Genomic DNA, 25222 nt, shown 5'->3' with positions numbered 1-25222 from the left:
AGCCGCCCGAACGGTGCCGCCCGGGTGGTCGTCGACACCTCGAGCACCGTGCTAGAGTCGTCTCTCGGTCGTGCAGTACAGCGATGGACTGCCGATCGACACCTGGTGAAGACATGCGTGGAGACACGCATCCGACACCATGCGCGGGTGGCGGAAATGGCAGACGCGCTAGCTTGAGGTGCTAGTGCCCGTATTAGGGCGTGGGGGTTCAAGTCCCCCCTCGCGCACAGAGAGAGGCCCGGAGCAGATGCTCCGGGCCTCTTCCCGTTCCCGGGCGCGGCTGCGCGGCAGAACGCTCCCTGCCGACGCTCGGCCGGCGCGGCTACGCTCGCGCCATGGCCTCCGTCTTCGACACCATCCGCTCCGCCGGCTTCCGCCGCGGCCCGCAGCGACTGCTCGCCGGCATCTGCGGCGGCATCGCCGCCAAGCTGCACATCAACGTCTGGATCGTGCGCGTCCTGACGCTGCTGCTCTTCGCCCTGCCGGTCGTCGGCTGGGGCCTCTACCTCGTGATCTGGGTGCTCACGCCGAACGAGTCCGGCTCGATCCCCGTCGAGCGCTGGCTCGGCCGCCGCTGACGGCGCAGCGCCAGCTCACCGCTCGTCGAGCAGCCGCTCGAGCACGCGGCGCGCGAGCGCGACCTGCGCCGGCCATCGGCTGTCGAGCATGATGAGGGCCTTCCAGATCGCCCAGCCCCGCCCGCGCGCCCACGTCGCGTCGTCGACCCCGAGCTCGCGGCGGTAGACGCCGCGCGCAGCGCCGTGCAGGTGGGTCCAGACGATCACCGTGTCGCACGCGGTGTCGCCGACCCCCGAGCAGCCGAAGTCGATGACGGCCGACAGCGCGCCGTCTCGCACGAGCAGGTTGTGCGTCGAGACGTCGCCGTGGAACCACCTGTCGGGCCCGGTGTGCGGCGCGGCCAGCGCGTCGCGCCAGATGCCGGCCGCGGCGTCGCGCTCGCTGCCCTCGACGCGCAGCAGCAGGTCGCGCATCTCGTCGTCCCAGTGCTCGAGCGGGCCGCCGCGGAAGGCGCTGTGCGCGCCGGGGGCCGGCGCGCCGGCGGTGTCGGCGCCGCGCAGCGCGACCAGGAAGCGCGCGAGGTCGGCCGCGAAGCGCTCGGGGTCGTCGATCGCGGCGCTCGATGCCGGCTCGCCCTCGAGCCAGCCGTAGACCGACCACGGGGCGGGGAAGCGCGCCGAGGCTCGTCCGGCGCCCACGACGGCGGGGATGGGCAGCGGTACCGCCGACGCGAGCCGCGGCAGCCACGACTGCTCCTTCTCGACCTGCGGCACGTAGCCCGGGGCGCTCGGCAGCCGCACGCTCAGCGCGTCGCCGAGCCGGAACATCCGGTGGTCGTTGCCGCCGGCGTCGACGGGGCGGAGCGGCAGCGCAGCCCACGCGGGGAACTGCTCGGCGAGCAGCCCGCGCACGAGCGCTGCGTCGATCGTCGCAGCGTCGATCGCCTCGCTCATCGTGCGAGCGCGACCCGGTGGTCGAGCAGCAGGCAGCCGCCCGGCGTCACCTCGCTGCGCATCGGTGTGAGGCGCATCGGCGGCAGGCCGTCGAGCAGCCGACGCCCGGAGCCGACGATCGTCGGCGCGACGAGCAGTCGCAGCCGGTCGACGACGCCTGCGGCCAGGAGTGCCTGCGCGACCGAGATGCTCGCGTGCACGCCGATCTCTCCCCCGGGCCGGCTGCGCAGCTCGCGGATGCCCTCGACGAGGTCGCCGTCGATCGCCCGCGCGTTCGACCACGGCGGGTCCAGCTGCGCCGAGGTGGCGACGTGCTTCTCGACGGCGCCGATGAACGACGCGAACGGCTCCAGGTCGCTGCCCGGCCAGAACCGCACCCACTCGTCATAGCTGCGGCGGCCGAGCACGACGGCGTCCTGCGTCGTGCACCACTCGGCGGCCGCGGCGTCCGCCTCGTCGCCCCATGCGTCGAAGAACTCCTCGGGCGCCTCGGCGACGCCGTCGAGCGACAGCAGGTGGCACACCACGACGTCTCTCCGGCTCACACGGCGAGGCTACGGCCGCCGGATGCGCACGCGCACGCCCTTCGGCCTCAGTCGCCGCCCGAGGGCCCCAGGTCGGCTCGCTTGCGCTCGCGCCGCAGCATGCTCGCGGGCGCCACAGCGGCGGCGCCGAAGCGGTCGTGCACCGCGTCCATCGCGCGCTCCGCGCTCCCCCACGTGGCGGTGTCGTCCCACAGCAGCCCGAGGTCGGCGGCGTCCTGCACGCCGCTCGCGCGCACGCCCAGCAGCCGCACGGGCGGGATGGGCCCGAGCGCCTCGAGCAGCGACCACGCCGTCTCGACGAGCACGCGCGTCACGTCGGTGGGCTCCGGCAGCGTGCGCGACCGCGTGATCGTGCGGAAGTCGTGGAAGCGTACGGTGAGCGTCACCGTGCGCGCCTGCACGCCCGCGTCGCGGAGCCGCCGCCCGACGCCGGTGGCGAGCCGCAGGATCTCGCCCTGCTGCTCGGCGCGGTCGGTGATGTCGTGGTGGAACGTGTGGTTGTGACCGAACGACTGCTCGTGGCCGCGCTCCTGCTCCGCCCGCTCCTGCACGGTGCGCGAGTCGCGCCCCCACGCGAGCGCGGCGAGGTGGGCGCCGGTCGCCGGGCCGAACCATGCCGCCAGGCGCTCTGGCGGGGTGCGGGCGACGTCGCCGACGGTGTTGAGGCCGTAGCGCTCGAGCCGCTCCTGCTGCTTCGGGCCGACGCCCCAGAGGGCCGAGACGGGCTGCGGATGCAGGAAGCCGACGACCGCGTCGTCGGGCACGACGAGCATCCCGTCGGGCTTCGCACGCGACGACGCGAGCTTGGCGACGTACTTCGTGCCCGCCGCGCCGACCGAGGCGACGAGGCCGGTCTCGGCGCGGATGCGCGCCCGCAGCGCCGGTCCGATGCGGTTCGCGCCGCCGGAGAGCCGTCGCAGGCCGGCGATGCCGACGAACGCCTCGTCGATGCCGAGCCGCTCGACGTCGGGCGAGACGTCGTCGAGGATGCCCATCACCTGCTTCGAGAGCCGCTGGTAGAGGCCGAAGTCGGGCTCGAGGATGACCGCGCTCGGGCACAGCCGCAGCGCGCGCCCCATCGGCATCGCGGAGTGCACGCCGTACCTGCGCGCCTCGTAGGTCGCGGCGGTGACGACCGAGCGGGTCGAGTCGTGGCCGATCACGACAGGCAGGCCGACGAGGTCGGGCCGGCTCAGCAGCGACGCCGAGGCGAAGAAGGCGTCGAGGTCGACGTGCAGGATGGTCGCCGTCGTGTCGTCGACGTCGGGCCCCGAGACGAGGCGATCGGACCCGTCCTGCTTGCTCACACCGTCATCGTCCCACGGGCCGCAGACACGCGGCCCGCCGCATGCCTGCGCGCGTGCACGGTTGCCCGGTGCAGGCCGGCCTGCTCGCGGTGCAGGATGGAGGCATGCAGCACGCCGGCATGGAGCATCCGTACACCCGCTACGTCGCACTGGGCGACAGCTTCACGGAGGGGGTCGGCGACGAGGAGCCGGACCTGCCGAACGGCGTGCGCGGCTGGGCCGACCGCGTGGCCGAGGAGCTCGCCCGCACGAGCCCGGGGCTCGGCTACGCGAACCTCGCGATCCGCGGCCGGCTGCTGCAGCAGATCGTCGACGAGCAGCTCGAGCCGGCCGTCGCGCTGGAGCCAGACCTCATCACCATCTCGGCGGGCGGCAACGACCTCATCCGCCCCGGCGGCGACCCCGACGCGCTCGCGGCGCGCATGGACGTGGTGCTCGAGGCGCTCACCGCGACGGGCGCGCAGGTCGTGCTCTTCAACGGCCCCGACATCGCCATGACGCCGGTGCTGCGCGGCATCCGCGGCAAGGTCGGCATCTACAACGCCAACCTGCACGGCCTCGCCGCGAAGCACGGCGCGATCGTCGCCGACATGTGGTCGGCACGGCAGCTGCAGCAGCCCCGCATGTGGGCGCCCGACCGGCTGCACTTCTCGGCCTACGGGCACCACGCGATCGCCATCCTCGTGCTCGACGCGCTCGGCGTGCAGCACCAGCTGACGCCCATGGAGCCCGAGCCGCTGCCCGCGCGCAGCTGGCAGCGGGTGCGGCTCGACGACCTGCACTGGGCGCGCGAGCACCTCGCGCCGTGGGTCGTGCGCCGCCTGCGTGGTCAGTCGTCCGGCGACACCATCCATCCGAAGCGTCCGACGCCCGGCCCCGTGCTGCCGTTCCAGCACCTCGACGACTAGCGCTCCGAGCCCTATCGCGCCACTCCGAGCGCGCTGAGTCCTACCGCTCCGAGTCGCCGTACCAGCCCAGCACCTGCGGGGCGTTCGCGATCCGCCACCAGCCGTCGGGCGCGAGCAGCAGCTCGGTCGTGCGCACCGGCGCGGCGACGTCGCCGACCTCGAGCCGCACCTCGCCCACCGCGCTCGGCGGCGAGCCCGCGTCGATGGGCTCGGCGGTCGCCGACCAGCCGGGTGCGTCGTCGGCGAAGACGTGCGCCTCGAGCGCGCCCGTCGTGACCGCATCCGTCGCCGCACCCCACGGCGCGCGGTACTCGGCGACCACGGTGCCCTCCGGGAGGATCGTGCGCGCGGCGAAGTTCGGCCAGACGCTCTCGAGCAGCTGGATCATCGCCGCGTCGGTCTCGTCGGCGGCGATCGTGCCCATGACGATGCCGACGATGCGCCGCTCCACGCCGTCGACCTCGCGCACGGCGGTGACGAACAGGTTGCGCCCCCACACCTTGAGCGTGCCGGTCTTGCCGCCGTCGATGTCGTGCTGGCCGAGGATGCGGTTCGTGTTCGGCGCGATGCCGATCCCGGGGATGCGCACCGACTCGAGCTGGATGGTCGAGAGCACGACCGGATCTTCGACCGCCATCAGGGCGATGCGCGTGAGGTCGATCGCGCTCGAGACGCTGCCGGCCTCGAGGCCCGCGGGATCTGCGAGGTCGGTGTGCTCGAGGCCGTGCCGCGCCGCCCAGTCGTCGGCGGCGGCGAGGAAGCCGTCGATGTCGCCGAACGCCCAGTTCGCGAGCGACCAGATGGCGTTGCCGGCCGAGTCGACGAGCGACCACTCGATGAGGTCGCGCTGCGTCAGCTGCAGCCCGTCGTACACGGGCGCGATCGGCGCATTCTCGGCGAGCGCGCGGTACTGCGCGGCCACGTCGTCGCCGTCGAGCGTGATGGTCGCGCCGCGGTCGTCCCCCGTGATCGGATGCGCGTCGAGCACGATGAGCACCGTCACGAGCTTCGTGACGCTCGCCATCGGATGCGATTCGGTGCTGCCGGTGGCGTTCCAGGTGTCGGGCGCGCCGTCGATGCCGACGACGCCGTAGCCGGCGGCACGGGCCGCCGCGGGCCAGTCGATCGCGGGCTCCGGCAGCGGCTCGGCGGTCGTCTCAACGGGGGTCGCCGCCACGACCGGCGTCGGCGCGAGGAGCACCGCGACGCCGAGCAGCACGGCGACGACGAGCACCATCGCGACGAGGATGCGCAGCAGCACGACGAGCGGATGCGTGCGGCGCGTGCGCCGCCGCGCGGCAGCGGCCGTCACGGTCGCTCCGCGGTCGTCGACGGCGCGCGGAGCGCCCACATCGCGACGGCAGCCGACGCGGCCACGTTGAGCGAGTCGACGCCGTGGTGCATGGGGATGCGCACGACCCGGTCGGCCGCGTGGATCGCGCGGGCGCCGAGGCCGGGACCCTCCGAGCCGAAGACGAGCGCCACGCGCTCCGGCGCCTCCGCCGCGTAGGCGTCGAGGTCGACCGCGTCATCGCGCAGCGCCATCGCGGCGACCTCGAACCCGGCGTCGTGGAAGGCGGGCATCGCCGCGGGGAGGGAGTCGATGCGCGTCCACGGCACCTGCAGCACCGTGCCCATCGAGACCCGGACGCTGCGGCGGTAGAGCGGGTCGGCGCACGCGGTGGTGACGAGCACGGCGTCGGCGCCGATGCCCGCGACCGAGCGGAACGCCGCGCCCACGTTGGTGTGGTCGACGAGGCCGTCGAGCACCACGACGCGGCGGGCGTGCGCGAGCAGCGCCGCGACATCCGGGAGCACCGGGCGCTGCATCGCCGCGAGCGCGCCGCGGTGCAGGTGGAAGCCGGTGATCTGCTCGAGCACCGGCTCCTCGCCGACGAAGACCGGCACGTCGCGGTCGCCGAGCAGCGCCTCGACCTGCGGCAGCCAGCGCGGCGCGACGAGCACGGACCGCGGCTCGTGGCCGGCGCCGAGCGCGCGCTCGAGCACCGTCTGCGACTCGGCGATGTAGAGCCCGCGCTCGGGCTCCGTGCGGCGCCGTAGCGCGACGTCCGTGAGCCCGACGTAGTCCTCGAGACGGGCGTCGTCGAGGGAGTCGATCGTGATGATCGGCATGCGCCCTCCCCCGGGTCCCCGGTGGCACAGCCTACCGGCGAGTAGTGTGGCCGGGTGCTCGACGCAGCGATCGACCTCCTCCGCGGCAAGCGGATCGCCGTGCTCACGGGCGCGGGGATCTCGACCGACTCGGGCATCCCCGACTACCGCGGCGAGGGCGCGCCGGCCCGCACGCCGATGGTCTTCGAGACGTTCCGATCGAGCGAGGCGGCGCGTCGCCGCTACTGGGCCGGCAGCCACCTCGGCTGGCGGCGCTTCACGTCGGTGCACCCCAACGACGGGCATCGCGCGCTCGCGCTGCTCGAGGAGGCGGGGCTCATCACCGGCATCGCCACGCAGAACGTCGACGACCTGCACGAGCGCGCCGGGTCGTCGAACGTCACGCACGTGCACGGCCAGATGCACACCGTCTCGTGCCTGCAGTGCGGCACGACCTTCGACCGGCACCGGATCGCCGACGAGATCGAGCGGCTCAACCCCTGGATCGTCATCCCCGACCAGGTGCGGCTGCAGCCGGACGGCGATGTCGAGATCGACGCGTCGCACGAGTTCCAGGTGCCGCCGTGCCCGGTGTGCGGCGGCGTGCTGAAGCCCGACGTCGTGTTCTTCGGCGAGACCGTGCCGCCGAAGGTCTTCGCCGAGGCGCGCGACATCATCGCCGCCGGTAGCGCCGTGCTCGTCGCGGGCTCGTCGCTCGTCGTGAACTCCGGCACGCGGCTGCTCGAGGTCGCGCGGCGAGCGGCGGTCCCGATCGTGATCGTGAACCGCGGGGAGACGCGCTGGGATGCGCGCGCCGCGATCCGCGTGGAGGGCGGCACGAGCGAGTCGCTCACGGCGATCGCCGACGCCCTCGTCGCCCCCTTCTGACCGCTGCCTGCCGGTCGAGCAGCACGCCGCCCCCACCTGCCGGTCGAGCAGCACGGCGCCCCCACCCGCTGGTCGAGTAGCACGGCGACGAAGGAGCCGCGCGTATCGAGACCAGGCCGTAGCCCTCACCCCTGACCTCAGCGCGCGAGTGTCGAGCTCCTGCTGCAGTGTCGCGACACTTCCGCATCAGGTCGACACTGCGCGAGGTTGAACGCGCGGCGTCAGCCCTCGCCCGTCAGCGCCTCCGCCCCCGCGCCTCCCCCGCCACCCGCTCCAGGAACGCCGCCAGCCGCGCCGCCGACTCGCGCCAGCTGAACCTCGCGGCCTGCTCGAGCGACGCGCGCGACCGGGCCGCCCACACCCCCTCGAGCGTCCGCACGGCGCGCGCGAGCGCATCCGCGTCGCCCACGGGGAAGAAGCTAGCCGCCTCGCCCCCGACCTCGCGGAAGATCGCGGTGTCGGCCACCACGACGGGCACGCCGAGGCTCATGGCCTCGAGCAGCGGGATGCCGAAGCCCTCGTCGCGCGAGGCGTGCACGAGCGCGGTCGCGCTGCGCAGCAGCTCGGCGTAGGCGTCGTCCGAGATGCCGTCGTGGAAGACGAGGGATGCGCCCGGCGCCACCCGCTCGAGGCGCGCGCGGGTGGCCGCGTCGATGCGGCTGCAGAGGTGCAGCTCGTGCCCGGGCAGCAGTGCGGCGGCGCGCACGAGCGTCTCGACGTCCTTGTAGGGCATGAACGAGCCCATGTAGACGAGCCGGGTCGTGGGCGGCGCGGTGTGCGTCACGGGCGCGCCGAGCGGCGCGGCGGCGTTCGGCACGATCGCGACCGGGCGGCGGGTGAGCCGGTGCCGCTCGATGAGCGCGCGGGTCGCCTCCGAGATGGTGACGACCCCGTCGGCGCCGTCGAGCAGCAGCCGCTGCGGAGCGTAGGAGAGGTGATAGAGCCGCCAGAGGCCGCGGACGGGGGCGGGCAGGTTCCGCGGCGGCGTCGGGTGGCGGTAGTAGATGAGGTCGTGCACGGTCGTGACGAGGGGCCACGCGCGACCGACGGATCCGATCGTCTGCATCGGCGAGTAGGCGATGTCGGCCTCGACGTGGCGCAGCCGCCACGCCGTGAGCGGCTCGAGCGGTCCGGTCGGCGAGGGTCCGAGCACGTGCGGGAGCTGCGGCAGCATCGTCAGCTGCCGCTCGTCGCTCACGAGCATCGTCACCTCGTGGTCGCGGGCGAGCTCGCCGACGAGCTCGGCGGAGAAGCGCGAGATGCCGTCGTGCCGCTCGAGCCGCACGTAGCGGCAGTCGAAGAGGATGCGCACGCGCCTACTGGCCCTGCTCGTCGTGGCGCGCGGCGGGCTCGTCCGGCTGCTCGATCGGCTCCGCGAGGAAGCGGCGGATGATCGCGGCCGCCTCGCGCGGCTGCTCGTAGTGCACGAGGTGGCCGACGCCGCGCAGCACCGAGAGGCGCGCGTCGGGCAGCAGGCCGCGCAGGCGGTGCTGCTGCGCGAGCGGCGTGATGTCGTCGAGGTCGGCCGCGATGAGCTGCACGGGCAGACGGATGCGGCCCGCGACCTCGCCGACCGTGTGCCGGATCGACGCGTCGAAGGCCTCGAGCACCGCCTGGCGCGACGCGTAGCGCGAGAAGTAGCGGTCGTGCTGGTCGTGGATCCAGGCGCGGAGCTTGCGATCGCGGGTCTTCGCCATGAACGCGCTCATGCCGCGCACGATGGGCGGAGCACCGAGCACGGCGAGCCCCGCGCGCTCGGGCAGCGCCGCGGCGGCGCGGTAGTAGCCGAGCGCGAGCAGCGAGCCGATGCGGTTCGCCCCGGAGAGCGCCGGCGTCGCGATCGGGTTCACGAGCACGATGCGGGATGCCTCGAGGCCGCCGGCGGCGGCGTGCGCGACCACGATCGACCCGAAGGAGTGCCCGAGCACGACGGGCGGGCTGCCCGCGGCCGCCGCCTCGGCGGCGACGAAGGCGCGCAGCCACACGGCGTAGGCGTCGATCGTCGCGTGCGGCAGCGCATCCGACGCCCCGAAGCCGGGCAGGTCGGGGGCGATGACGCGCAGGCCGGGCAGGTGCGCGGCGACCGGCTCGAGGCCGTGGTGGTCGCCGCGGAAGCCGTGCACGAAGACGATCGGAGGCGCGTCGTCGGGGCCGTACTCGAAGACGGCGGTCGCGACGCCGTCGATGTCGACCGTCCGCCCGCGCTGCGGGAGGGCGTCCAGGAGCGCCCGGTACGGGGAGTCGATCGGCACGCGCCGAGCCTACCGGCGGGTGTGGGCGGCGGCGGCTAGCGTGAGCGCATGACAGACGTCCAGCTCCGCAGCACCGAGACGCTGAGCGACCCGATGGTGGGCCGTGAGGACGCCGCGGTCGCCGACGCGGGGGTCGACGCGATGCCCGGTGCGACGGCGTCGAGCACGCCCGCCGCCGCCGCGCAGCCGCTCGTGCGTCCGATCCTCGAGGTGAGCGCCGACGCCCCGGATCGCTGGATCGACCGGCTCGTCGTCTTCGACCTCGAGACGACCGGCGTCGACCCGACAGAGGCCCGCATCGTGACGGCCTACGTCGGGGTGCTCGACGCATCCGGCGAGGTCGTCGAGGAGCGGTCCTGGATCGTCGACCCGGGGATCGAGATCCCCGAGGGGTCGATCGCCGTGCACGGCGTGACGACCGAGCGTGCTCGGGCCGAGGGTGCGGAGCCCGCGGGCGCGGTGCGCGAGATCCGCGACACGATCGCGGCGCACCTCGCCAAGGGGCTCGCCGTCTGCGCGTTCAACGCCGCCTACGACTTCTCGCTGCTCGACGCCGAGTGCCGCCGGTACGGCCTCGACACGATCGTCGCGCGGCCGGTCATCGACCCGATGGTGATCGATCGCCGCGTCGACCGCTTCCGGCGCGGCAAGCGCACCCTGACCGTCGCGACCGAGGTCTACGGCGTCGAGCTGCTCGACGCGCACGACGCGAGCGCCGACGCGATCGCGGCCGGCCGGGTCGCGCAGGCGATGACGGCCCGCTTCCCCGAGCTCCGCATCGACCCGATCTCGCTGCACGAGCTCACCGAGGCATGGGCCGAGGAGCAGGCGGCCGACTTCGAGGCGTTCCGCCGCCGCAGCGACCCGTCGTTCAGTGCGGGCCGCGGCTGGCCGCTGCGCCGCTAGCCGCACCTCCACACGCTCGTCGAGGAGCACGGCGTTCCGAGACGACAACGCCGGCGTGATCTCGATACGCGCGCGGCCCGGGGGCCGCGTGCTACTGGATCAGCGGGGTGGTGGAGCAGCCCGGCCCTCCCCACGCTCGTCGAGTAGCACGGCGGCTTGCCACCGCGCGTATCGAGACGACACCCGCGCGCGCTCGATCGGGCTGAAGGCGGTGCCGACCGCTCTGGGCCGCTGCCGACTGGCTCAGGCCGATCGATCTCACACCCCGCGCCGCCGTCCAGGACGTGATCTCGATACGCGCGCGCCCTGGCGGCCGCGAGCTACTCGATCAGCGGGGGTGGCCTCCCCCCGCTCGTCGAGTAGCACGGCGGCTTGCCGCCGCGCGTATCGAGACGACGGAGGGGTGTGCTCGATCGGGCTGAGCGCGGCGCCGACCGCTATGGGGCGCTGCCGACTGGCTCAGGCCGATCGATCTCACGCCCCGCGCCGTCGTCCAGGACGTGATCTCGATACGCGCGCGGCCTGGCGGCCGCGTGCTACTCGATCAGCGGGGATGGGCTCCGTCCGCTCGTCGAGTAGCACGGCGGCTTGCCGCCGCGCGTATCGAGACGACGGAGGGGTGTGCTCGATCGGGCTGAGCGCGGCGCCGCGCGCCATGGCGGGCTACCGACCGGCTCGGGGCGATTGAACTCGCAGGTGCGGCCGCCGCTCGAGCGGGTGATCTCGATACGCGCGCGGCCTGGCGGCCGCGTGCTACTCGATCAGCAGGGGGTGGAGCAGCCGCCACTGCCACGCTCGTCGAGTAGCACGGCGGCTTGCCGCCGCGCGTATCGAGACGACGCCCGCGTGCTGCTCGATCAGCGAGGGCCGGAACACGACAGAGGGCGACGAGCCGAAGCTCGTCGCCCTCTGGACGTGTGGGGGTGGGATCAGCCGCCGAAGCCCTTGTAGCGGTTCTTGAACTTCTCGACGCGGCCGGCCGAGTCCATGATGCGCTGCTTGCCCGTGTAGAACGGGTGCGAGGCGCTCGAGATCTCGACGTCGATGACCGGGTAGGTCTCGCCGTCCAGCTCGATCGTCTTGTTGCTGGTCACGGTCGAGCGCGTGAGGAACGTCTCGCCCGAGGCGAGGTCGCGGAACACGATCGGCTTGTAGTCGGGGTGGATCTCGGTCTTCATGTCAGTCCTTGGTCGCTCGAGCGCGGGAAGTCTTCGGCCAAACTGCGGGCCGACAGACGATGGTATCAAAGATGCGGGCGGTGGGCGACTCTCAGCGCGGCGCGCGCGCCGACCAGCGGCCGTTCTCGTGCCGCACCTCGAGCGGCAGCCCGAAGGTCTCGGTGAGCCGCGCGTCCGTCAGCACCTCGTCGAGCGGCCCGGCGGCGACGATGCCGCCGTCGCGCAGCAGCATGCCGTGGGTGAAGCCGGGCGGGATCTCCTCGACGTGGTGCGTGACCATCACGATCGCCGGCGCGAGGCTGCTCGACGCGTAGTCCTCGAGCGACTGCAGCAGCGACTCGCGCGCGCCGAGGTCGAGGCTGCCGGCGGGCTCGTCGAGCAGCATGAGCTCGGGATCCGTCATCACGGCACGCGCGATCTGCACGCGCTTGCGCTCGCCGTCGGACAGCGTGCCGAACGTGCGGGTCGAGAGCGCGCTGAGGTCCCACGCATCCATCACCTCGGCGGCGCGCTCGAGGTCGAACGACTCGTAGCGCTCCTGCCACCGGCCGGTGACGGCGTAGGCGGCGGTGAGCACGACATCGCCGACCCGCTCGGTCGCGGGGATGCGCCGCGCGAGCCCGGTGGCGGCGAGCCCGATGCGGGTGCGGAGCTCGAAGACGTCGACCTTGCCGATCCGCTCCCCCAGCAGGTCGACCGTGCCGGACGTCGGGTGCTGGTTCGCCGCGGCGAGCTGCAGGATCGTCGACTTGCCGGCGCCGTTCGGGCCGAGGATCACCCAGCGGTCGGCCTCGTCGACCGTCCAGGAGACGTTGTCGAGGATGCGGTTGCCGTTCCGGACGAACGAGACGTCGGTGAGCTCGAGGACGCTGGCCATGCCTGCGAGCCTACCGATCGCCCGGGGCTCTTCCTCGCCGCGACGGTCAGCGCCGCGCCGTGCCTGCCGCCCGCTCGGCGATCACCGTCTCGTAGACCTCGCGGGTCTGGTCGGCGATCCGGCCCCAGTCGAAGCGCTCCCGGGCGCGCTCCCGGCCGGCCTCGCCCATCCGCCGTGCGGCCTCGGGGTCGGCGACCATCCGCGTCAGCGCGTCGGCGAGGTCGGCGACGTAGCGGTCGGGGTCGGTGGGCGTGCCCGTGCCGTCCTGCACCTGGTCGATCGGCACGAGGAATCCCGTCACGCCGTCGTCGATGACCTCGGGGATGCCGCCGGTCGCGCTGCCGACGACAGGCGCGCCGCATGCCATCGCCTCGAGGTTGACGATGCCGAGCGGCTCGTAGACGCTCGGGCAGACGAACGTGGTCGCGTGGGTGAGGAGCGCCCGCAGGTCGGTGCGCGGGAGCACCTCGTCGATCCACACCACGCCCTCGCGGGTCGTCTGCAGCTCGGCGACGAGCGCCTTGACCTCGGCGAGGATCTCGGGGGTGTCGGGTGCGCCGGCGCAGAGGATGAGCTGCACGTCGTCGGGCAGCGCGCTCGCCGCGCGCAGCAGGTGCGGCAGCCCCTTCTGGCGCGTGATGCGGCCGACGAAGACGACCGACGGGCGGGCCGGGTCGAGGCCCAGCTCGCGGGCGCGGTCGGCATCCGGGTTGGGCGCCCAGTCCTCGAGGTCGATGCCGTTGTAGATCGTGATGACCCGCTCGGGGTCGAGCGCCGGGTACGAGCGCAGGATGTCGGCGCGCATGCCGTCCGACACGGCGATGACGCGGTCGGCCGCCTCGTAGGCGCGGCGCTCGATGTCGCTCGAGATGCGGTAGCCGCCACCGAGCTGCTCCGACTTCCAGGGGCGCAGCGGCTCGAGCGAGTGCGCGGTGACGACGTGCGGGATGCCGTGCAGCTCCTGCGCGAGCCTGCCGGCCTCGTTGGCGTACCAGGTGTGCGAGTGCACGAGGTCGCTGCCGGCGACGGCGTCGGCGATCTGCAGGTCGACCGCGAGGGTCTGCAGCGCGCCGTTCGCGGACGCGAGCTCCGCCGGCACGTCGTAGGCGGTGACATCGGCCTCGTCGCGGGCGGCGCCGAAGCAGCGCACCTGCACCTCGATCGAGCGCCGCAGCGCCTTCACGAGCTCGGCGGCATGGACGCCGGCGCCGCCGTAGACGGCCGGCGGGTACTCCTTGGTGAGCAGGTCGATGCGCATGGCCACACGCTACCCGTGCGGCGCGCAGCCCGGCGGGCATTGTCTAGTCATCCTCAGACGGGGCACATAGGGTGGCGCCTATGGACAAGAAGGTCTTCGGGATCGTGCTGGCCGGTGGCGAGGGCAAGCGGCTGATGCCGCTGACCGCGGATCGGGCCAAGCCCGCCGTGCCGTTCGGCGGTGCCTACCGATTGATCGACTTCGCCATCTCGAACCTCATCAACTCGAGCCTGCGCCAGATCGTCGTGCTCACGCAGTACAAGTCGCACTCGCTCGACCGCCACATCTCGCAGGTGTGGCGGATGTCGTCGATGCTGAACGCCTACGTCACGTCGGTGCCCGCGCAGCAGCGCACCGGCAAGCACTGGTTCGCCGGCTCCGGCGACGCGATCTTCCAGTCGCTCAACCTGATCGCCGACGAGAAGCCCGACATCGTCGTCGTGGTCGGCGCCGACCACGTCTACCGGATGGACTTCCGGGACATGATCGACGCGCACATCGCCTCCGGGGCGCGCGCGACGGTCGCCGGCATCCGCCAGCCCATCGAGCTCGCCAACCAGTTCGGCGTGATCGAGGAGGACGAGGAGCGCGACGGCTTCATCAAGGCCTTCCACGAGAAGCCGGCCGACGCGACCGCCTACGCGGTCGGACCCGGCGAGGTGCTCGCGTCGATGGGCAACTACGTCTTCGACGCGGATGCGCTCGTCGAGGCCGTCACCGTCGACAACGAGCTCGAGGGCTCCGGCCACGACATGGGCGGCGACATCGTGCCCTGGTTCGTCGAGCGCGGCGAGGCCGCGATGTACGACCTCAAGAACAACACCGTGCCGGGTGCGACCGAGCGCGACAAGTACTACTGGCGCGACGTCGGGACGATCGAGTCGTTCTTCGACGCGCACATGGACCTCATCTCGGCGCTGCCGATCTTCAACCTCTACAACCGCGAGTGGCCGATCTACACGCAGACGGTCAACGCGCCGCCCGCGAAGTTCACCCGCGACGCGTGGGGTCGCGCGGCCGACGTCAACGAGGCCATCGTGGGCGCGGGCTCCGTCGTGCAGGGCGCCTCGATCGTCCGCAGCGTCGTCTCGCCCTGGTGCACGATCGATGCGGGCGCGACGGTCTCCGACGCGGTGCTCTTCGACCAGGTGCACGTGGGCGCCGGCGCGGTCGTGCGCCGCGCGATCATCGACAAGGCCGTCGAGATCGGCCCCGGGGTCCAGATCGGCGTCGACCACGAGGCGGATCGGGCGCGCGGCTTCGCGATCTCGACCTCCGGCATCGTGACGGTCGGCAAGGGCCAGAAGATCATGCGGTGACGACGGCCAGCCTGCTGGTCGTCACCGATGTCGACTCGACGCTCATCCGCGACGAGGTCATCGAGCTGCTCGCGCGCGCCGTCGGCCCGGATGCCGAGCGCCACGTCGGCGCGGTGACCGAGCGCGCGATGCGCGGCGAGATCGACTTCGCCGCGTCGCTCGCCGAGCGGCTGCTCGTGCTCGAGGGGCTGCCCGCGTCGATCGTCGACGAAGCCCGCGCGCAGATCACCGTCACGCCCGGCGTGCCGGAGCTCATCGCCGCCGTCCACGAGCGCGGCGGCGCGATCGCCGCGGTCTCCGGCGGCTTCCACGAGGTGCTCGACCCGCTCGCCGCCGAGCTGGGCGTCGAGCACACGCGCGCCAACCGGCTCGAGGTCGCGGACGGCCGACTGACCGGCCGCTCGATCGGCCCCGTGATCGACGGCGCGGCGAAGCGCGACACGCTCGAGTCGCTGCGCCTGAACCTCCAGGTGCCGCGCGAGCGGATCATGGCGGTCGGCGACGGCGCCAACGACCTGCTCATGATGGCGGTCGCCGGCATCTCGGTCGCGTTCTGCGCGAAGCCCGCGGTGCGGGCGCAGGCCACGCACGTCGTCGACGTGCCCGACTTCCGCGAGCTGCTCGCGCTGCTGCCCGACTGACGCTGCCGGGCCTACCCCTCGAGCAGCGCCCGCAGCCGCTCGAGGTCGGCCGCGACGGCCGTCGCATCGGCCTCGAAGGCATCCGCCGTCACGCCGTCGAGGCGCCGCAGCGTGAAGACGACCTCCGCGCCGAGCGGATGCGGGAGCACGCGCAGCGGGTTGTGCACGGCCGTGCCGTCGGGCAGCGTCACCTCGTGGTCGAGCACGCCGAGGTCGTTGGGCGGCGCGAACCGCACCCGCACCTCCCCCATCGGCGAGTTGACGACGAGCACATCGCCATCGACGCGCGGCTCGCCCGCGGCGAGGCCTGCGGCCCAGTCGGGCAGCCGCTGCGGGTCGCCCGCGAACGCCGCGACTGCGTGCGGATCGCGCCGGATGACGACGCTCAGGTGGCGGCTCTCCACGATCGGCTCCGATCCGTCGGTTCCCGAGGGGGCCTCAGTGGCCCATGCCGAGGCCGCCGTCGACCGGGATGACGGCACCCGAGATGTAGGCGGCCTCGTCGCTCGCGATCCAGCGGACGACGCCGGCGATCTCTTCGGGGCTGCCGTAGCGGCCGGCCGGGATGGCCCGCTTGTACTCGGCCTGGGTGGCGTCGTCGAGGGCCGCGGTCATGTCGGTCTCGATGAAGCCCGGCGCGACGACGTTGGCCGTGATGCCGCGGGAGCCGAGCTCGCGCGTGATCGAGCGGGCGATGCCGACGAGTCCGGCCTTCGAGGCCGCGTAGTTGACCTGACCGGGCCCGCCGTAGAGGCCGACGACGCTCGAGATGAGCACGATGCGTCCCCACTTCTTGCGCAGCATCCCCTTCGACGCGCGCTGCACCACGCGGAATGCGCCGCCGAGGTTCGTGTCGACGACGTCGGTGAAGTCCTGCTCGCTCATGCGCATGAGCAGCGTGTCGCGGGTGATGCCCGCGTTGGCGACGACGACCTCGATCGGCCCGAGCTCGGCCTCGATCTGCGTGAACGCGGCGTCGATGGATGCGGCGTCAGTGACGTCCGCGGCGACCGCGAGGGCGCCCTCCGGGCCGGACCCGTCGCGCGAGGTGATCGCGACGCGGTGGCCGGCATCGAGGAAGGACTGGGCGATGGCGCGGCCGATGCCGCGGTTGCCGCCGGTGACGAGCACGGTGCGAGAGGTCATGCCCGCCAGCCTATGGCTCGGCCGGATTCCGCCCACAGCACAGACGCCGCCGCATGCGCGCGCGTAGAGTGGCAAGAGCCATGCGACAGCGATCCGCGTCGATCACCGACCTCCCGATCTCCCCTGACGAGGAACGTCAGAGGCGATTCCGGCTGTACCTGATCCTGATGCTCGTGCGCGTCGCGGCCCTCGGCGTCTTCTTCGTGGTGCCGGACTGGTGGAAGCTCATTCCCGCCTTCTTCGCGGTGTTCCTGCCCTACTTCGCGGTGGTGATCGCCAACGCCACGACGCGCGGGCCTGCAGACCAGGGTCGGATCTCGCCGAACGCTCTGCCCGCCGCACCGACGCACCATGACGGACTCGCCGATCCGGACGACGCGGCTCATCGAGGCGGTCCCGCGCAGCCGAGCGACGGATCGCCGAGGACGGAGCCCACGGCGTGAGCCTGCTCTCGATGCTCGATGGCGACACGGGCACGCGCTGCTCCGCCGCGGGCTGCACGGCGCCGGCCGTGCACGCGGTGCACTGGCGCAATCCGCGCATCCACGACGTCGACCGGGTGAAGACCTGGGCCGCGTGCGATGCCCATCGCGAGTCGCTCGCCGCCTGGCTGCGGTCGCGCGCGTTCCCCGTCACGATCACCGCCTTCGGCGAGACGGTCGAGCGGGTCGCCTGATGCTGCGCCTCCTCCGCGAGCCGCGCTGGCTCGGCTACCTCGCGATGGCCGTGGTCTTCGCGATCGTCTGCTGCGCGCTGGGCGTCTGGCAGTGGCAGCGCCGCGAGCAGGCACTCGCAGCGATCGACCGGCTGGAGTCGAACTACGACCGCGCACCCGCGGCGGTCGCGGATGTCCTGCCCGCCATCGACGCGTTCGACATCGACCAGCAGTGGACCCCGGTGGTCGTCGAGGGCGAGTACCTCGTCGAGGAGCAGCTGCTGCTGCGCGGCCGCTGGCGCGACGGCGAGGTCGGCTTCGACGTGATCACGCCGTTCCGCACCACCGACGGCACCGTCTTCGTCGTCGACCGCGGATGGATCGACCAGGCCGAGGGCGCGGAGCAGCCGGTCTCGGCCCCCGCGACGCCCGCGGGCCGGACGACGGTGGTCGCTCGGCTGCGACCGAACGAGGGCACGATCGCGGGGCGCGGCGCGCCCGTCGGGCAGATCGCCTCGGTCGACCTGCCGTCGCTCGCCGCAGCGCTCGGCGCACCCGTCTACACCGGCGCCTACGGACTGCTCGTCACCGAGGGCGACGACGTGCCGACCGACGTCGCGGTCGCGACCCGCCCCGTGCTCGACGAGGGGCCGCACCTCTCGTACTCGCTGCAGTGGTACGTGTTCGCCCTCGGCGGCTTCGCCGCGCTCTGGTGGGCGCTGCGCGACGCGCGCCGCGCAGAGGCGACGCCCGTCGACGCGCCGGTGCGGCGGCGCCGCAGCGACGCCGACATCGAGGACGACATCCTCGACCGTCGCTGATCAGGCGACGGGCTGCGGCGCGCGGCGTCCGGCCTCGGGCACGCGCGGCGACCGGAGCACGGAAGCCGTCGCGATGAGGATGCCGACCGCGAGCAGCGCGGTCGCCGTCGCGACCGGCGCGCTCGGGGCGATGATCGACTCCCCGCGGAGCGCCTGCCAGAGGGTGATCGCGGTGGCGCCCGCCCAGGCCGTGCCCGCGATCCACGCGAGCCGCGTGCGCGTCCTGACGCTCGCGAGCAACGGCACGCGCCGCGCGAGGGCCTCGAGCCCCCACACGAGCAGCGGCAGGCCCTGCAGCGCGTGCATCCCCATGAAGTGGGGCGCGCGCAGGTCGCCGCCCTCGACCGACCAGCCGAGCAGCGGCAGACCGGCTCCCCCGTCGGCGATGCCGACCGCGTGGGCACCGGCGACGCCCTGGAAGTCGCTCAGCTGGGCGCTCGTGGGGCCGGTCATGAGGAACGCGAGCCCCATCCCGGCGAGCCCCACCACGATGCCCGCCCGCAGCGCTGCGCGGCGGGCCGGGTCCCCGTCGCGACGGCGCCAGACGAGCACGCCGAGCACGAGCGTGAGCACCCAGACCGCGGCGATCGAGGCGCCCATGAGTGAGTAGAGCGTGCTCGCGACGGCCGTCGCGACGTTGAAGTGGCTCGTGCTCCCCTGCGCGACGGCCGCCACGATGACGACCTGCTCGGCGAGCAGCAGCAGCGCGATCGCCGTGCCGAGCCACCACAGCCAGCGCCGCCGCGGCAGCGTGTCGAGGATGAGCGCGATCGTGGCCGCGAAGATGGCGATCGAGATCGAGAACTTCACCGGCTTCAGCCACCCGTTCGCGCCCAGGATCTCGACCGGCGCGACGATGGCGAGCACCATGCTCGCGACCCCGGTGATGCCCATGAGGGCGGTGAGGGCGATCAGCGGGCGGTGCAGGCGGTGGCGCAGCACGCGCTGGGTGGTCAGGCGCTGGACGATCGGGCGCTGCGTCATGACCGCTCCCGGTCGAGCTGGCCGTCGCGCAGCTCGGCGGCCTGCGGAGCGGAGTCGCGCATGGCCGCGTGCGCCGCGGCCTCCTGGGCGATGCGGCGCAGCCCGGCGATGAGCGCGTCGCCGAGCACGGTGCCGACGGCGACGATCGCCGCCATGCGCGAGCGGTCCGGGGCGGCGACGGTCACGGCGAGCTCCGCGCGGGCCGCCTCGTCGGCGGCGCGCGCGTAGGGCTCGAGCAGGCCGGCCAGCTCGGGCAGGTCGAGTGCGCGGTAGGCGTCGAGCACGCGCGCGGACTGCAGCATCCCCGGGTTCTCGTCGTGGGTGGACCAGCCCATCCGGTCGGCGACCGCGCGCACCGCCGCGATCGACTCTGGCGAGGCCGCGGCCTCGGGGACCGGGATGGCGGCCTGCGCCGTGCGCATGAGGTCGAGGATCGGCACCGACTCGTCGTCAGCGGCCGCGAGCACCCGCTGCGCGGCCTGCACGCTCAGGCCGCCGGTCTCGAGCAGCGCCCGGATGAGCCGCAGGCGGGCCGCGTGGCTGTCGTCGTATTCGGAGCGGTTGTAGCCGACGCGCTCCGGCGGCGGCAGCAGTCCCTCGCGCACGTAGAACTTGATGGAGGCGCTGCTGACCTCTGTCCGCTCGCTGAGCTCACCGATCCGCATGTCGATAGTGTCGCTGTCGATAGCGCCGCTGTCAATAGCGGATCGCGTCGGCCGAGCCGCGTCGCCTCAGTCCCGGATCGTCGGGATCGCCTCCGTCTTGAGCGCTGGCACGTGCCAGCGCAGCAGCTCGCTCATGATGCGCAGCGCCGTCACGACGGCGGCGATGATGGCGAGCACGAGCCAGTGGCCGTAGCCGAGGGCGACGGCGGCAGCAGCGCCGCTCGAGCCGACGAGCGCGGGCAGCAGGTAGAGCCGGGAGTCGCGCCGGAAGACGGCCGGGATGTCGTTGGCGAGCGCGTCGCGCAGCATGCCGCCGCCGATGCCCGTCAGCATGCCGACGAAGGCGGCGCCGACCGGACCGACGCCGTGCTCGATCGCCTTCCGCGCCCCCTCCACCGCGAAGATGCCGAGTCCGATCGCGTCGAAGACGAGCACGGGCCGATCGAGTCGCTCCATCCAGCGGTGCAGGGCGAGCACGACGAGCGCGCCGCCCAGGGCGACCGCGAGCATCCACCAGTCCACGAGGGCCGCGACCGGCGTCGCGCCGATGAGCACGTCGCGCAGCATGCCGCCGCCCGTCGCCGTCACGACCGCGAGCCCCGCCATGCCGACGACGTCCATGCGCTTCTGCACCGCGAGCAGCGCGCCCGAGATCGCGAAGGCGAGGATGCCGATCGCCGAGAACGCGTCGCGGACCACGGCGAGCCAGCCGGTGGGCTCCTCCATCGCAGCTCCTCGTCTCTCGCGTCAGGCCAGGCCGATGAGGTCCAGGTACTCCGGGCTCCAGAGGTCCTCGGTGCCGTCGGGCATGATGAGCACGCGCTCGGGGTCGAGCGCCTCGACCGCGCCCTCGTCGTGGCTGACGAGGATGACGGCGCCCTCGTACGCGCCGAGCGCGCCGAGGATCTCCTCGCGGCTCGCGGGGTCGAGGTTGTTCGTCGGCTCGTCGAGCAGCAGCAGGTTGGCGCTCGAGACGACGAGCATCGCGAGCGAGAGGCGCGTCTTCTCGCCGCCCGAGAGCACGCGCGCGGGCTTGTCGGCGTCGTCCCCGGTGAACAGGAAGGAGCCGAGCACGCGGCGCGCCTCGGTCGACGTGATCTCGGGCGAGGCCGACAGCATGTTCGACAGCACCGAGCGCTCGACGTCGAGGGTCTCGTGCTCCTGCGCGTAGTAGCCGACCTTGAGGCCGTGCCCGCGGTCGATCTCGCCGGTGTCGCTCTGCGAGACGCCGGCCAGGATGCGCAGCAGCGTCGTCTTGCCTGCGCCGTTGAGCCCCAGGATCACGACGCGCGAGCCGCGGTCGACGGCGAGGTCGACGGCGGTGAAGATCTCGAGCGAGCCGTACGACTTCGAGAGGTCGCGCGCCATGATCGGCGTCTTGCCGACCGGCGCGGGCTTCGGGAAGCGCAGCTTCGCGACGCGGTCGACGGCGCGCTCGTCCTCGAGCCCGGAGCGCATCCGCTCGGCGCGCTTCGCCATCTGCTTCGACGCGACGGCCTTCGACGCCTTCGCGCCCATCTTCGCGGCCTGCATCTCGAGCTGGCTCGCCGCCTTCTCGACGTTGGCGCGCTCGCGCTTGCGGCGCTCCGCGTCGGCCTCGCGCTGCCGCAGGTAGAGCTTCCACGACATGTTGTAGATGTCGATGACCTGCCGGTTGGCGTCGAGGTAGAAGACGCGGTTGACGGTCTCCTCGACGAGCTGCACGTCGTGGCTGATGATGAGCAGGCCGCCCTGGTAGCCCTTGAGGAACTCGCGGAGCCACGTGACGGAGTCGGCGTCGAGGTGGTTCGTCGGCTCGTCGAGCAGCATCGTGTCGGCGCCGGAGAAGAGGATGCGCGCGAGCTCGATGCGGCGGCGCTGACCGCCGGAGAGCGTCTCGAGCTGCTGGTCGAGGATGCGGTCGGGCAGCTGCAGGTTCGACGCGATCGCTGCGCCCTCGGCCTCGGCCGCGTAGCCGCCGAGCGCGAGGAAGCGGTCCTCGAGCCGGCTGTAGCGGCGCATCGCCTCGTCGGCGACGGTGCCGCCCTCGCCCATCTGCTCGGTCGCGAGCCGCATGCCCTCGACGAGCTCGCCGAGGCCGCGGGCGTCGAGGATGCGTCGGCGGGCCGTCTGCTTGGGGTCGCCCGAGCGCGGGTCCTGAGGCAGGTACCCGATCTCGCCGCTGCGCTCGACCTTGCCGGAGAAGGTGTGGCCGTCGCGGTCGTCGCTGATGCCGGCGAGCACCTTCGTCATCGTCGTCTTGCCGGCGCCGTTGCGCCCGACGAGGCCGATCTTGTCGCCCCGCTCGATGCGGAAGGAGACGTCGGTCATGAGCGTCCGCGGGCCGACGGAGAGCTCGAATCCGGACACGGCGATCACGCGCGGGAGCCTCTCTCGAAGTGGGTGGGGGGCCGGCTCGCGTTGAGCGAGCCAGCCGTCCAGCCTACCAGCGGGTCGAGCGGCCCCGCACCCGCTCCCCAGCGCCGGTCAGCGCAACACCGTCAGCGCCACGGCTGCACGAGCTCCTGGATCGACTCCGTGAGCGCCGCCTGCAGCAGCGGCCCGAACGTCACGCGCCGGGCGCCGCTCGCGCGGATCTCGTCGAGCTGGCCGACGACCGAGCCCTTGACGGGGTGCGCCGTGACGTTGACGGGCAGCGACACCCGCGCGAGGATCGCGGCGAGCGCCTCGGGGGTCGGCGGCTTGACCGGGTAGAGCGACCGCGCGCCGGCCTGCTCGGCGAGCTCCATGCGCAGGATCGCCTGCTCGAGCGGGTCGCCGCCGTGCAGCTCCGGTCGCGCGAAGGCGTCGGTGCGGGCGTTGATCACGACGTCGACGCCTGCGGCGTCGGCCGCGGCGCGGAGGCCCGCGACGTAGTCCGCGTGCTCCTGCGCCTCGCGCATCCGGCCCTCGCCGTGCACGGTGTCCTCGACGTTGAGGCCAACCGCGCCCGCCTCGAGCAGCCGCTCGATGAGCTCCGCGGGCTCGGCGCCGTAGCCCGACTCGAGGTCGGCCGAGACCGGCACGTCGACGGATGCGACGATGCGGGCGATGCCCTCCATCGCGTCGTCGAGGGTCATGCCCTCGCCGTCCTCCTGGCCGCGCGACTCGGCGAGCGGGTGGCTGCCGATCGTGATGGCGGCGAAGCCCGCGTCGACGAGGGTGCGCGCCGACCACGCGTCCCACGCGGTGGGGAGCACGACGAACTCGTCGTGCATCGTCAGCAGTGCGGTGGCCTTGGTGGAGAGATCGCTCATGGGCCGATCGTATGGGCCGTCGGCAGCGCGGGCCTGTGGATGCGGTGCGCGGGACCGCCGCACCCCTAGGCTGGCGGCATGACTGCGCCGCGCCCGCTCCCCCGCCGCTCCTCATCCGCCGCCGCCGTGCTCGCGAAGCCGGTGCTCGCCGACGTGCTCGTCGGTCAGCGCACGCTCGTCAAGGACGTGCTGCTCGTCGCCGCCGGCATCGCCGTCGTCGCCGCGCTCGCGCAGGTCGAGGTCCCGATGTGGCCCGTCCCGATCACGGGCCAGACGCTCGGCGTCATGCTCGTGGCCGCGACCCTCGGGTTCCGCCGCGGCGTCGCCGCGATGGTCGGATACCTCGTGCTGGGCGTCGCGGGCGCCCCGATCTTCGCCACCTTCACCGGCGGCATCGCTGCGATCGGCAAGCCGAGCTTCGGCTTCATCATCGGCTTCGTCGCGACCGCCGCGGTGGTCGGCTGGCTCGCGGAGCGCCGCTGGGACCGCCGCCCGCTGCTCGCCGTCGCGCTCTTCGGTGCCGCGAGCCTCATCCCGTTCGCGTTCGGCATCCCCTACATGGCCGCCGTCCTCGCCGCGATGGGCGCGCCCGTCGACCTCGCCGGCGCGCTCGCCCTCGGCTTCCTGCCGTTCATCGTCGGCGGCGTCGTGAAGTGGGCGCTCGCCGCTGCCCTCATGCCCGCCGCGTGGGCGGGCGTCCGCGCGATGGACCGCCGCGTCGGCTGACCCGATCCACGACGAAGGCCCGCGCTCGCGCGCGGGCCTTCGTCGTGCTCCCGGCTGCGATCAGCGGCGCGGGTTCCAGGTGCCCTGCGCGACGTCCGGCACGAAGTCGGTGAGGTCGACCGGCCAGCGCACCGTCTGCCCCGTCTGCGCCGACTGGTAGGCGGCCATGAGCAGCTCGGCCACGGCCACGCCGTTCCGCAGCGACTCCATCGGCTGCTCCCCGCGCAGGAAGCACGCCGCGACGTGCCGGTTCTCGCCGGTGTAGCCGTAGGTGGCCGCCTCGTCTGCCACGACCGGCATGAGTCCCTGCTCGGCGTTCTGCTTCTCGAGCATGTCCTCGCCGACGCCCTGGCCGATGGCGCGCGACAGGAACACCTTCGACTCGGTCGACGACGTGTCGGAGTGCATCGAGTACTCCGGGCCGAGCAGCTCGAACGAGAGCCGCAGCCCCGCACCGACGTAGCTCCACGAGGTGGTCCCCTCGGCGATGACGGTCTCGCCGTCGCCGTTCACGAACTCCCACGCCGCGCGGGCGTAGTCCTCGCTCGGACGCTCGCGGTAGTCGGGGGCGCCCGGGTAGAGCTCGAGCAGCTGCTCGGCGTACGCCGGTCGGCCCCACTTGAGCGACTGGATGCTCGCGGTCACCGAGACGGGCGTCAGCCAGTCGGCCGGATCGACGCCGGGCGGGGTCAGCAGGTACCTGCCCGCCTCGACCGAGTGGCACATCATGTCGCTCAGCACGCCGCCGCCCTGCTTGGCGCCGTCCCAGAACCACGCCTTGTGCGGGCCCGAGTGCTCCTCGGCGCAGCGCGCGAGGTAGGGCGTGCCGGCCTCGCTCGCGCCGCGGCGCCAGACGAGCTCGTGCGCGCGCGTGATCGCCGGCGAGTAGACCTGGTTCTCGAGGTAGGCGTGCAGCAGGCCCGCCGACTCGACGAGCTCGAGGATCTCCCTCGCCTCGGCCACGGTGCGGCCGAGCGGCTTCTCGATCGCGATGCCGGTGAGCGCCGCACCTCCCCGCACCTCCTCGACGATCGCGCGGATGACCTCGAGGCGGGAGTCGTTCGGGGTGAGCACCCAGACGGCGTCGACCTGGTCGTCGCGGACGAGCGAGCGCACGTCGTCGTGCGCGGTCACGTCGGTGCCGACGCCGATCTCCTCGGCGATGGTCGCGAGCCGCGAGGCGCTCTCGCGGGTGCGGGAGGCGACGGCGACGACGTCGGCGTCGCGCACGCCGGTCCACGAGCGCACGTGGAACTCGCCGATGAAGCCGGCGCCGATGATGCCGACGCCGAGCACGGAGCGCTGAGCCATGGTGGGGATCCTCTC

General features: G+C 73.2%; 28 protein-coding genes and 1 tRNA gene. 11 read left to right on the top strand and 18 right to left on the bottom strand.

The annotated features are described in order from the left end of the window. The first annotated feature begins 141 nt into the window (after window positions 1-141). Both ABIB37_RS12325 and ABIB37_RS12320 read left to right on the top strand, forming a co-directional pair. Window positions 142-227: transfer RNA gene (locus ABIB37_RS12325), tRNA-Leu, on the top strand. Between the two features lie 108 nt (window positions 228-335). After that, window positions 336-578 carry a PspC domain-containing protein gene (locus tag ABIB37_RS12320; protein ID WP_354260770.1) on the top strand — a complete coding sequence of 81 codons (243 nt, stop codon included), beginning with the start codon at window positions 336-338 and terminating at the stop codon, window positions 576-578. 15 nt (window positions 579-593) lie between these two features. Here ABIB37_RS12320 and ABIB37_RS12315 read toward each other — a convergent pair whose 3' ends face one another. Genes ABIB37_RS12315 through dinB form a run of 3 tightly spaced genes read right to left on the bottom strand, consistent with a single transcriptional unit; the run spans window position 594 to window position 3324 of the window. Continuing rightward, window positions 594-1472 carry an aminoglycoside phosphotransferase family protein gene (locus ABIB37_RS12315; RefSeq protein WP_354260768.1) on the bottom strand — a complete coding sequence of 293 codons (879 nt, stop codon included), beginning with the start codon at window positions 1470-1472 and terminating at the stop codon, window positions 594-596. Beyond that, a complete protein-coding gene (locus tag ABIB37_RS12310) occupies window positions 1469-2017 on the bottom strand; it encodes a dihydrofolate reductase family protein (RefSeq protein WP_354260766.1) in 549 nt (182 codons plus the stop codon). Before ABIB37_RS12310 ends, ABIB37_RS12315 begins: the two co-directional genes overlap by 4 nt. 47 nt (window positions 2018-2064) lie before the next feature. After that, window positions 2065-3324, bottom strand: a complete 1260-nt coding sequence (gene dinB / locus ABIB37_RS12305; RefSeq protein ID WP_354260764.1) for a DNA polymerase IV — start codon at window positions 3322-3324, stop codon at window positions 2065-2067. Between the two features lie 104 nt (window positions 3325-3428). Here dinB and ABIB37_RS12300 point away from each other — a divergent pair, with 104 nt between their 5' ends. Continuing rightward, entirely contained in the window at window positions 3429-4232 is an 804-nt protein-coding gene (locus tag ABIB37_RS12300) for an SGNH/GDSL hydrolase family protein (protein WP_354260762.1), read from the top strand. Window positions 4233-4272: 40 nt separating this feature from the next. On the opposite strand, the gene ABIB37_RS12295 is transcribed toward ABIB37_RS12300, so the two are convergent. Continuing rightward, complete coding sequence (locus ABIB37_RS12295; protein WP_354260760.1) at window positions 4273-5544, bottom strand: D-alanyl-D-alanine carboxypeptidase family protein; 1272 nt, start codon at window positions 5542-5544, stop codon at window positions 4273-4275. Further along, entirely contained in the window at window positions 5541-6365 is an 825-nt protein-coding gene (locus ABIB37_RS12290) for a TrmH family RNA methyltransferase (RefSeq protein ID WP_354260758.1), read from the bottom strand. Before ABIB37_RS12290 ends, ABIB37_RS12295 begins: the two co-directional genes overlap by 4 nt. Before the next feature lie 54 nt (window positions 6366-6419). Between ABIB37_RS12290 and ABIB37_RS12285 the strand changes: the two genes are divergently transcribed. Beyond that, the gene (locus ABIB37_RS12285) at window positions 6420-7232 is read left to right on the top strand and encodes a Sir2 family NAD-dependent protein deacetylase (RefSeq protein WP_354260756.1); all 813 of its coding nucleotides are present in this window, start codon (window positions 6420-6422) and stop codon (window positions 7230-7232) included. A gap of 235 nt (window positions 7233-7467) precedes the next feature. Here the strand turns inward: ABIB37_RS12285 and ABIB37_RS12280 are convergent, their stop codons facing one another. Beyond that, the gene (locus tag ABIB37_RS12280) at window positions 7468-8544 is read right to left on the bottom strand and encodes a glycosyltransferase family 4 protein (RefSeq protein ID WP_354260754.1); all 1077 of its coding nucleotides are present in this window, start codon (window positions 8542-8544) and stop codon (window positions 7468-7470) included. A gap of 4 nt (window positions 8545-8548) precedes the next feature. Beyond that, on the bottom strand, window positions 8549-9484 hold the full coding sequence (locus ABIB37_RS12275) for an alpha/beta fold hydrolase (protein ID WP_354260752.1): 936 nt from the start codon (window positions 9482-9484) through the stop codon (window positions 8549-8551). Window positions 9485-9532: 48 nt separating this feature from the next. Here ABIB37_RS12275 and ABIB37_RS12270 point away from each other — a divergent pair, with 48 nt between their 5' ends. Further along, on the top strand, window positions 9533-10390 hold the full coding sequence (locus tag ABIB37_RS12270; protein WP_354260750.1) for an exonuclease domain-containing protein: 858 nt from the start codon (window positions 9533-9535) through the stop codon (window positions 10388-10390). 929 nt (window positions 10391-11319) lie between these two features. Here ABIB37_RS12270 and ABIB37_RS12265 read toward each other — a convergent pair. The 3 genes from ABIB37_RS12265 to glgA all read right to left on the bottom strand — a co-directional run bounded on the left by ABIB37_RS12265 (window position 11320) and on the right by glgA (window position 13703). After that, window positions 11320-11568: a type B 50S ribosomal protein L31 gene (locus tag ABIB37_RS12265; RefSeq protein ID WP_123697891.1), complete on the bottom strand. Its 249-nt coding sequence runs from the start codon at window positions 11566-11568 to the stop codon at window positions 11320-11322. Between the two features lie 91 nt (window positions 11569-11659). Further along, a complete protein-coding gene (locus ABIB37_RS12260) occupies window positions 11660-12445 on the bottom strand; it encodes an ABC transporter ATP-binding protein (RefSeq protein ID WP_354260748.1) in 786 nt (261 codons plus the stop codon). Between the two features lie 46 nt (window positions 12446-12491). Further along, window positions 12492-13703: a glycogen synthase gene (glgA, locus tag ABIB37_RS12255; RefSeq protein WP_354260746.1), complete on the bottom strand. Its 1212-nt coding sequence runs from the start codon at window positions 13701-13703 to the stop codon at window positions 12492-12494. Window positions 13704-13783: 80 nt separating this feature from the next. Between glgA and glgC the strand changes: the two genes are divergently transcribed. Both glgC and serB read left to right on the top strand, forming a co-directional pair. After that, window positions 13784-15022: a glucose-1-phosphate adenylyltransferase gene (glgC, locus tag ABIB37_RS12250; RefSeq protein WP_123697894.1), complete on the top strand. Its 1239-nt coding sequence runs from the start codon at window positions 13784-13786 to the stop codon at window positions 15020-15022. Further along, window positions 15019-15663, top strand: coding sequence for a phosphoserine phosphatase SerB (gene serB / locus ABIB37_RS12245; protein ID WP_354260744.1), 645 nt, complete (start codon window positions 15019-15021; stop codon window positions 15661-15663). Before glgC ends, serB begins: the two co-directional genes overlap by 4 nt. 11 nt (window positions 15664-15674) lie before the next feature. Here serB and ABIB37_RS12240 read toward each other — a convergent pair whose 3' ends face one another. Together ABIB37_RS12240 and fabG are read right to left on the bottom strand one after the other, a co-directional pair. Further along, on the bottom strand, window positions 15675-16067 hold the full coding sequence (locus ABIB37_RS12240; protein WP_354260742.1) for an SRPBCC family protein: 393 nt from the start codon (window positions 16065-16067) through the stop codon (window positions 15675-15677). Window positions 16068-16101: 34 nt separating this feature from the next. Further along, complete coding sequence (fabG, locus tag ABIB37_RS12235; protein ID WP_354260740.1) at window positions 16102-16809, bottom strand: 3-oxoacyl-ACP reductase FabG; 708 nt, start codon at window positions 16807-16809, stop codon at window positions 16102-16104. Window positions 16810-16889: 80 nt separating this feature from the next. Here fabG and ABIB37_RS12230 point away from each other — a divergent pair, with 80 nt between their 5' ends. The 3 genes from ABIB37_RS12230 to ABIB37_RS12220 are packed head-to-tail and all read left to right on the top strand — an operon-like array spanning window position 16890 to window position 18285. Further along, window positions 16890-17252, top strand: coding sequence for a DUF3099 domain-containing protein (locus ABIB37_RS12230; protein WP_354260738.1), 363 nt, complete (start codon window positions 16890-16892; stop codon window positions 17250-17252). After that, window positions 17249-17485 (top strand): hypothetical protein, encoded by a 237-nt coding sequence (locus tag ABIB37_RS12225; RefSeq protein ID WP_245989893.1) that lies wholly within the window; start codon window positions 17249-17251, stop codon window positions 17483-17485. The genes ABIB37_RS12230 and ABIB37_RS12225 overlap by 4 nt, the downstream gene beginning before the upstream one ends. Continuing rightward, window positions 17485-18285 carry an SURF1 family cytochrome oxidase biogenesis protein gene (locus tag ABIB37_RS12220; RefSeq protein ID WP_354260736.1) on the top strand — a complete coding sequence of 267 codons (801 nt, stop codon included), beginning with the start codon at window positions 17485-17487 and terminating at the stop codon, window positions 18283-18285. Before ABIB37_RS12225 ends, ABIB37_RS12220 begins: the two co-directional genes overlap by 1 nt. On the opposite strand, the gene ABIB37_RS12215 is transcribed toward ABIB37_RS12220, so the two are convergent. The 5 genes from ABIB37_RS12215 to ABIB37_RS12195 all read right to left on the bottom strand — a co-directional run bounded on the left by ABIB37_RS12215 (window position 18286) and on the right by ABIB37_RS12195 (window position 23170). Next, entirely contained in the window at window positions 18286-19269 is a 984-nt protein-coding gene (locus ABIB37_RS12215; RefSeq protein WP_354260734.1) for a hypothetical protein, read from the bottom strand. It lies immediately after the preceding gene. Beyond that, complete coding sequence (locus ABIB37_RS12210) at window positions 19266-19934, bottom strand: MerR family transcriptional regulator (protein ID WP_354260732.1); 669 nt, start codon at window positions 19932-19934, stop codon at window positions 19266-19268. The genes ABIB37_RS12215 and ABIB37_RS12210 overlap by 4 nt, the downstream gene beginning before the upstream one ends. A 66-nt stretch (window positions 19935-20000) precedes the next feature. Continuing rightward, a complete protein-coding gene (locus ABIB37_RS12205; RefSeq protein ID WP_354260730.1) occupies window positions 20001-20660 on the bottom strand; it encodes a trimeric intracellular cation channel family protein in 660 nt (219 codons plus the stop codon). 21 nt (window positions 20661-20681) lie between these two features. Beyond that, entirely contained in the window at window positions 20682-22244 is a 1563-nt protein-coding gene (locus tag ABIB37_RS12200; RefSeq protein ID WP_456516031.1) for an ABC-F family ATP-binding cassette domain-containing protein, read from the bottom strand. 170 nt (window positions 22245-22414) lie between these two features. Continuing rightward, a complete protein-coding gene (locus ABIB37_RS12195) occupies window positions 22415-23170 on the bottom strand; it encodes an isocitrate lyase/PEP mutase family protein (RefSeq protein WP_354260726.1) in 756 nt (251 codons plus the stop codon). Window positions 23171-23248: 78 nt separating this feature from the next. Here ABIB37_RS12195 and ABIB37_RS12190 point away from each other — a divergent pair, with 78 nt between their 5' ends. Beyond that, a complete protein-coding gene (locus tag ABIB37_RS12190) occupies window positions 23249-23896 on the top strand; it encodes a biotin transporter BioY (RefSeq protein ID WP_354260724.1) in 648 nt (215 codons plus the stop codon). 60 nt (window positions 23897-23956) lie between these two features. Here ABIB37_RS12190 and ABIB37_RS12185 read toward each other — a convergent pair whose 3' ends face one another. Beyond that, window positions 23957-25207 carry a Gfo/Idh/MocA family protein gene (locus ABIB37_RS12185; RefSeq protein ID WP_354260722.1) on the bottom strand — a complete coding sequence of 417 codons (1251 nt, stop codon included), beginning with the start codon at window positions 25205-25207 and terminating at the stop codon, window positions 23957-23959. Between the last annotated feature and the right edge of the window lie 15 nt (window positions 25208-25222).

It is taken from the genome of Agrococcus sp. UYP10 (assembly GCF_040547205.1).
In the GTDB taxonomy this organism is placed as follows: Bacteria; Actinomycetota; Actinomycetes; order Actinomycetales; family Microbacteriaceae; genus Agrococcus; species Agrococcus jenensis.
This window is presented reverse-complemented; position numbering and strand designations above follow the sequence as displayed.

Coding starts and splice junctions, on each gene's coding strand:
- ABIB37_RS12185 (WP_354260722.1), bottom strand. CDS start 25,207: ATGGCTCAGCGCTCCGTGCTCGGCGTCGGCATCATCGGCGCCGGCTTC.
- glgA (WP_354260746.1), bottom strand. CDS start 13,703: ATGCGCATCGACCTGCTCACCAAGGAGTACCCGCCGGCCGTCTACGGC.
- ABIB37_RS12320 (WP_354260770.1), top strand. CDS start 336: ATGGCCTCCGTCTTCGACACCATCCGCTCCGCCGGCTTCCGCCGCGGC.
- ABIB37_RS12300 (WP_354260762.1), top strand. CDS start 3,429: ATGCAGCACGCCGGCATGGAGCATCCGTACACCCGCTACGTCGCACTG.
- ABIB37_RS12270 (WP_354260750.1), top strand. CDS start 9,533: ATGACAGACGTCCAGCTCCGCAGCACCGAGACGCTGAGCGACCCGATG.
- glgC (WP_123697894.1), top strand. CDS start 13,784: ATGGACAAGAAGGTCTTCGGGATCGTGCTGGCCGGTGGCGAGGGCAAG.
- ABIB37_RS12230 (WP_354260738.1), top strand. CDS start 16,890: ATGCGACAGCGATCCGCGTCGATCACCGACCTCCCGATCTCCCCTGAC.
- ABIB37_RS12210 (WP_354260732.1), bottom strand. CDS start 19,934: ATGCGGATCGGTGAGCTCAGCGAGCGGACAGAGGTCAGCAGCGCCTCC.
- ABIB37_RS12190 (WP_354260724.1), top strand. CDS start 23,249: ATGACTGCGCCGCGCCCGCTCCCCCGCCGCTCCTCATCCGCCGCCGCC.
- ABIB37_RS12200 (WP_456516031.1), bottom strand. CDS start 22,244: ATGACCGACGTCTCCTTCCGCATCGAGCGGGGCGACAAGATCGGCCTC.
- fabG (WP_354260740.1), bottom strand. CDS start 16,809: ATGACCTCTCGCACCGTGCTCGTCACCGGCGGCAACCGCGGCATCGGC.
- ABIB37_RS12315 (WP_354260768.1), bottom strand. CDS start 1,472: ATGAGCGAGGCGATCGACGCTGCGACGATCGACGCAGCGCTCGTGCGC.
- ABIB37_RS12205 (WP_354260730.1), bottom strand. CDS start 20,660: ATGGAGGAGCCCACCGGCTGGCTCGCCGTGGTCCGCGACGCGTTCTCG.
- ABIB37_RS12220 (WP_354260736.1), top strand. CDS start 17,485: ATGCTGCGCCTCCTCCGCGAGCCGCGCTGGCTCGGCTACCTCGCGATG.
- ABIB37_RS12215 (WP_354260734.1), bottom strand. CDS start 19,269: ATGACGCAGCGCCCGATCGTCCAGCGCCTGACCACCCAGCGCGTGCTG.
- ABIB37_RS12195 (WP_354260726.1), bottom strand. CDS start 23,170: ATGAGCGATCTCTCCACCAAGGCCACCGCACTGCTGACGATGCACGAC.
- ABIB37_RS12290 (WP_354260758.1), bottom strand. CDS start 6,365: ATGCCGATCATCACGATCGACTCCCTCGACGACGCCCGTCTCGAGGAC.
- ABIB37_RS12265 (WP_123697891.1), bottom strand. CDS start 11,568: ATGAAGACCGAGATCCACCCCGACTACAAGCCGATCGTGTTCCGCGAC.
- ABIB37_RS12260 (WP_354260748.1), bottom strand. CDS start 12,445: ATGGCCAGCGTCCTCGAGCTCACCGACGTCTCGTTCGTCCGGAACGGC.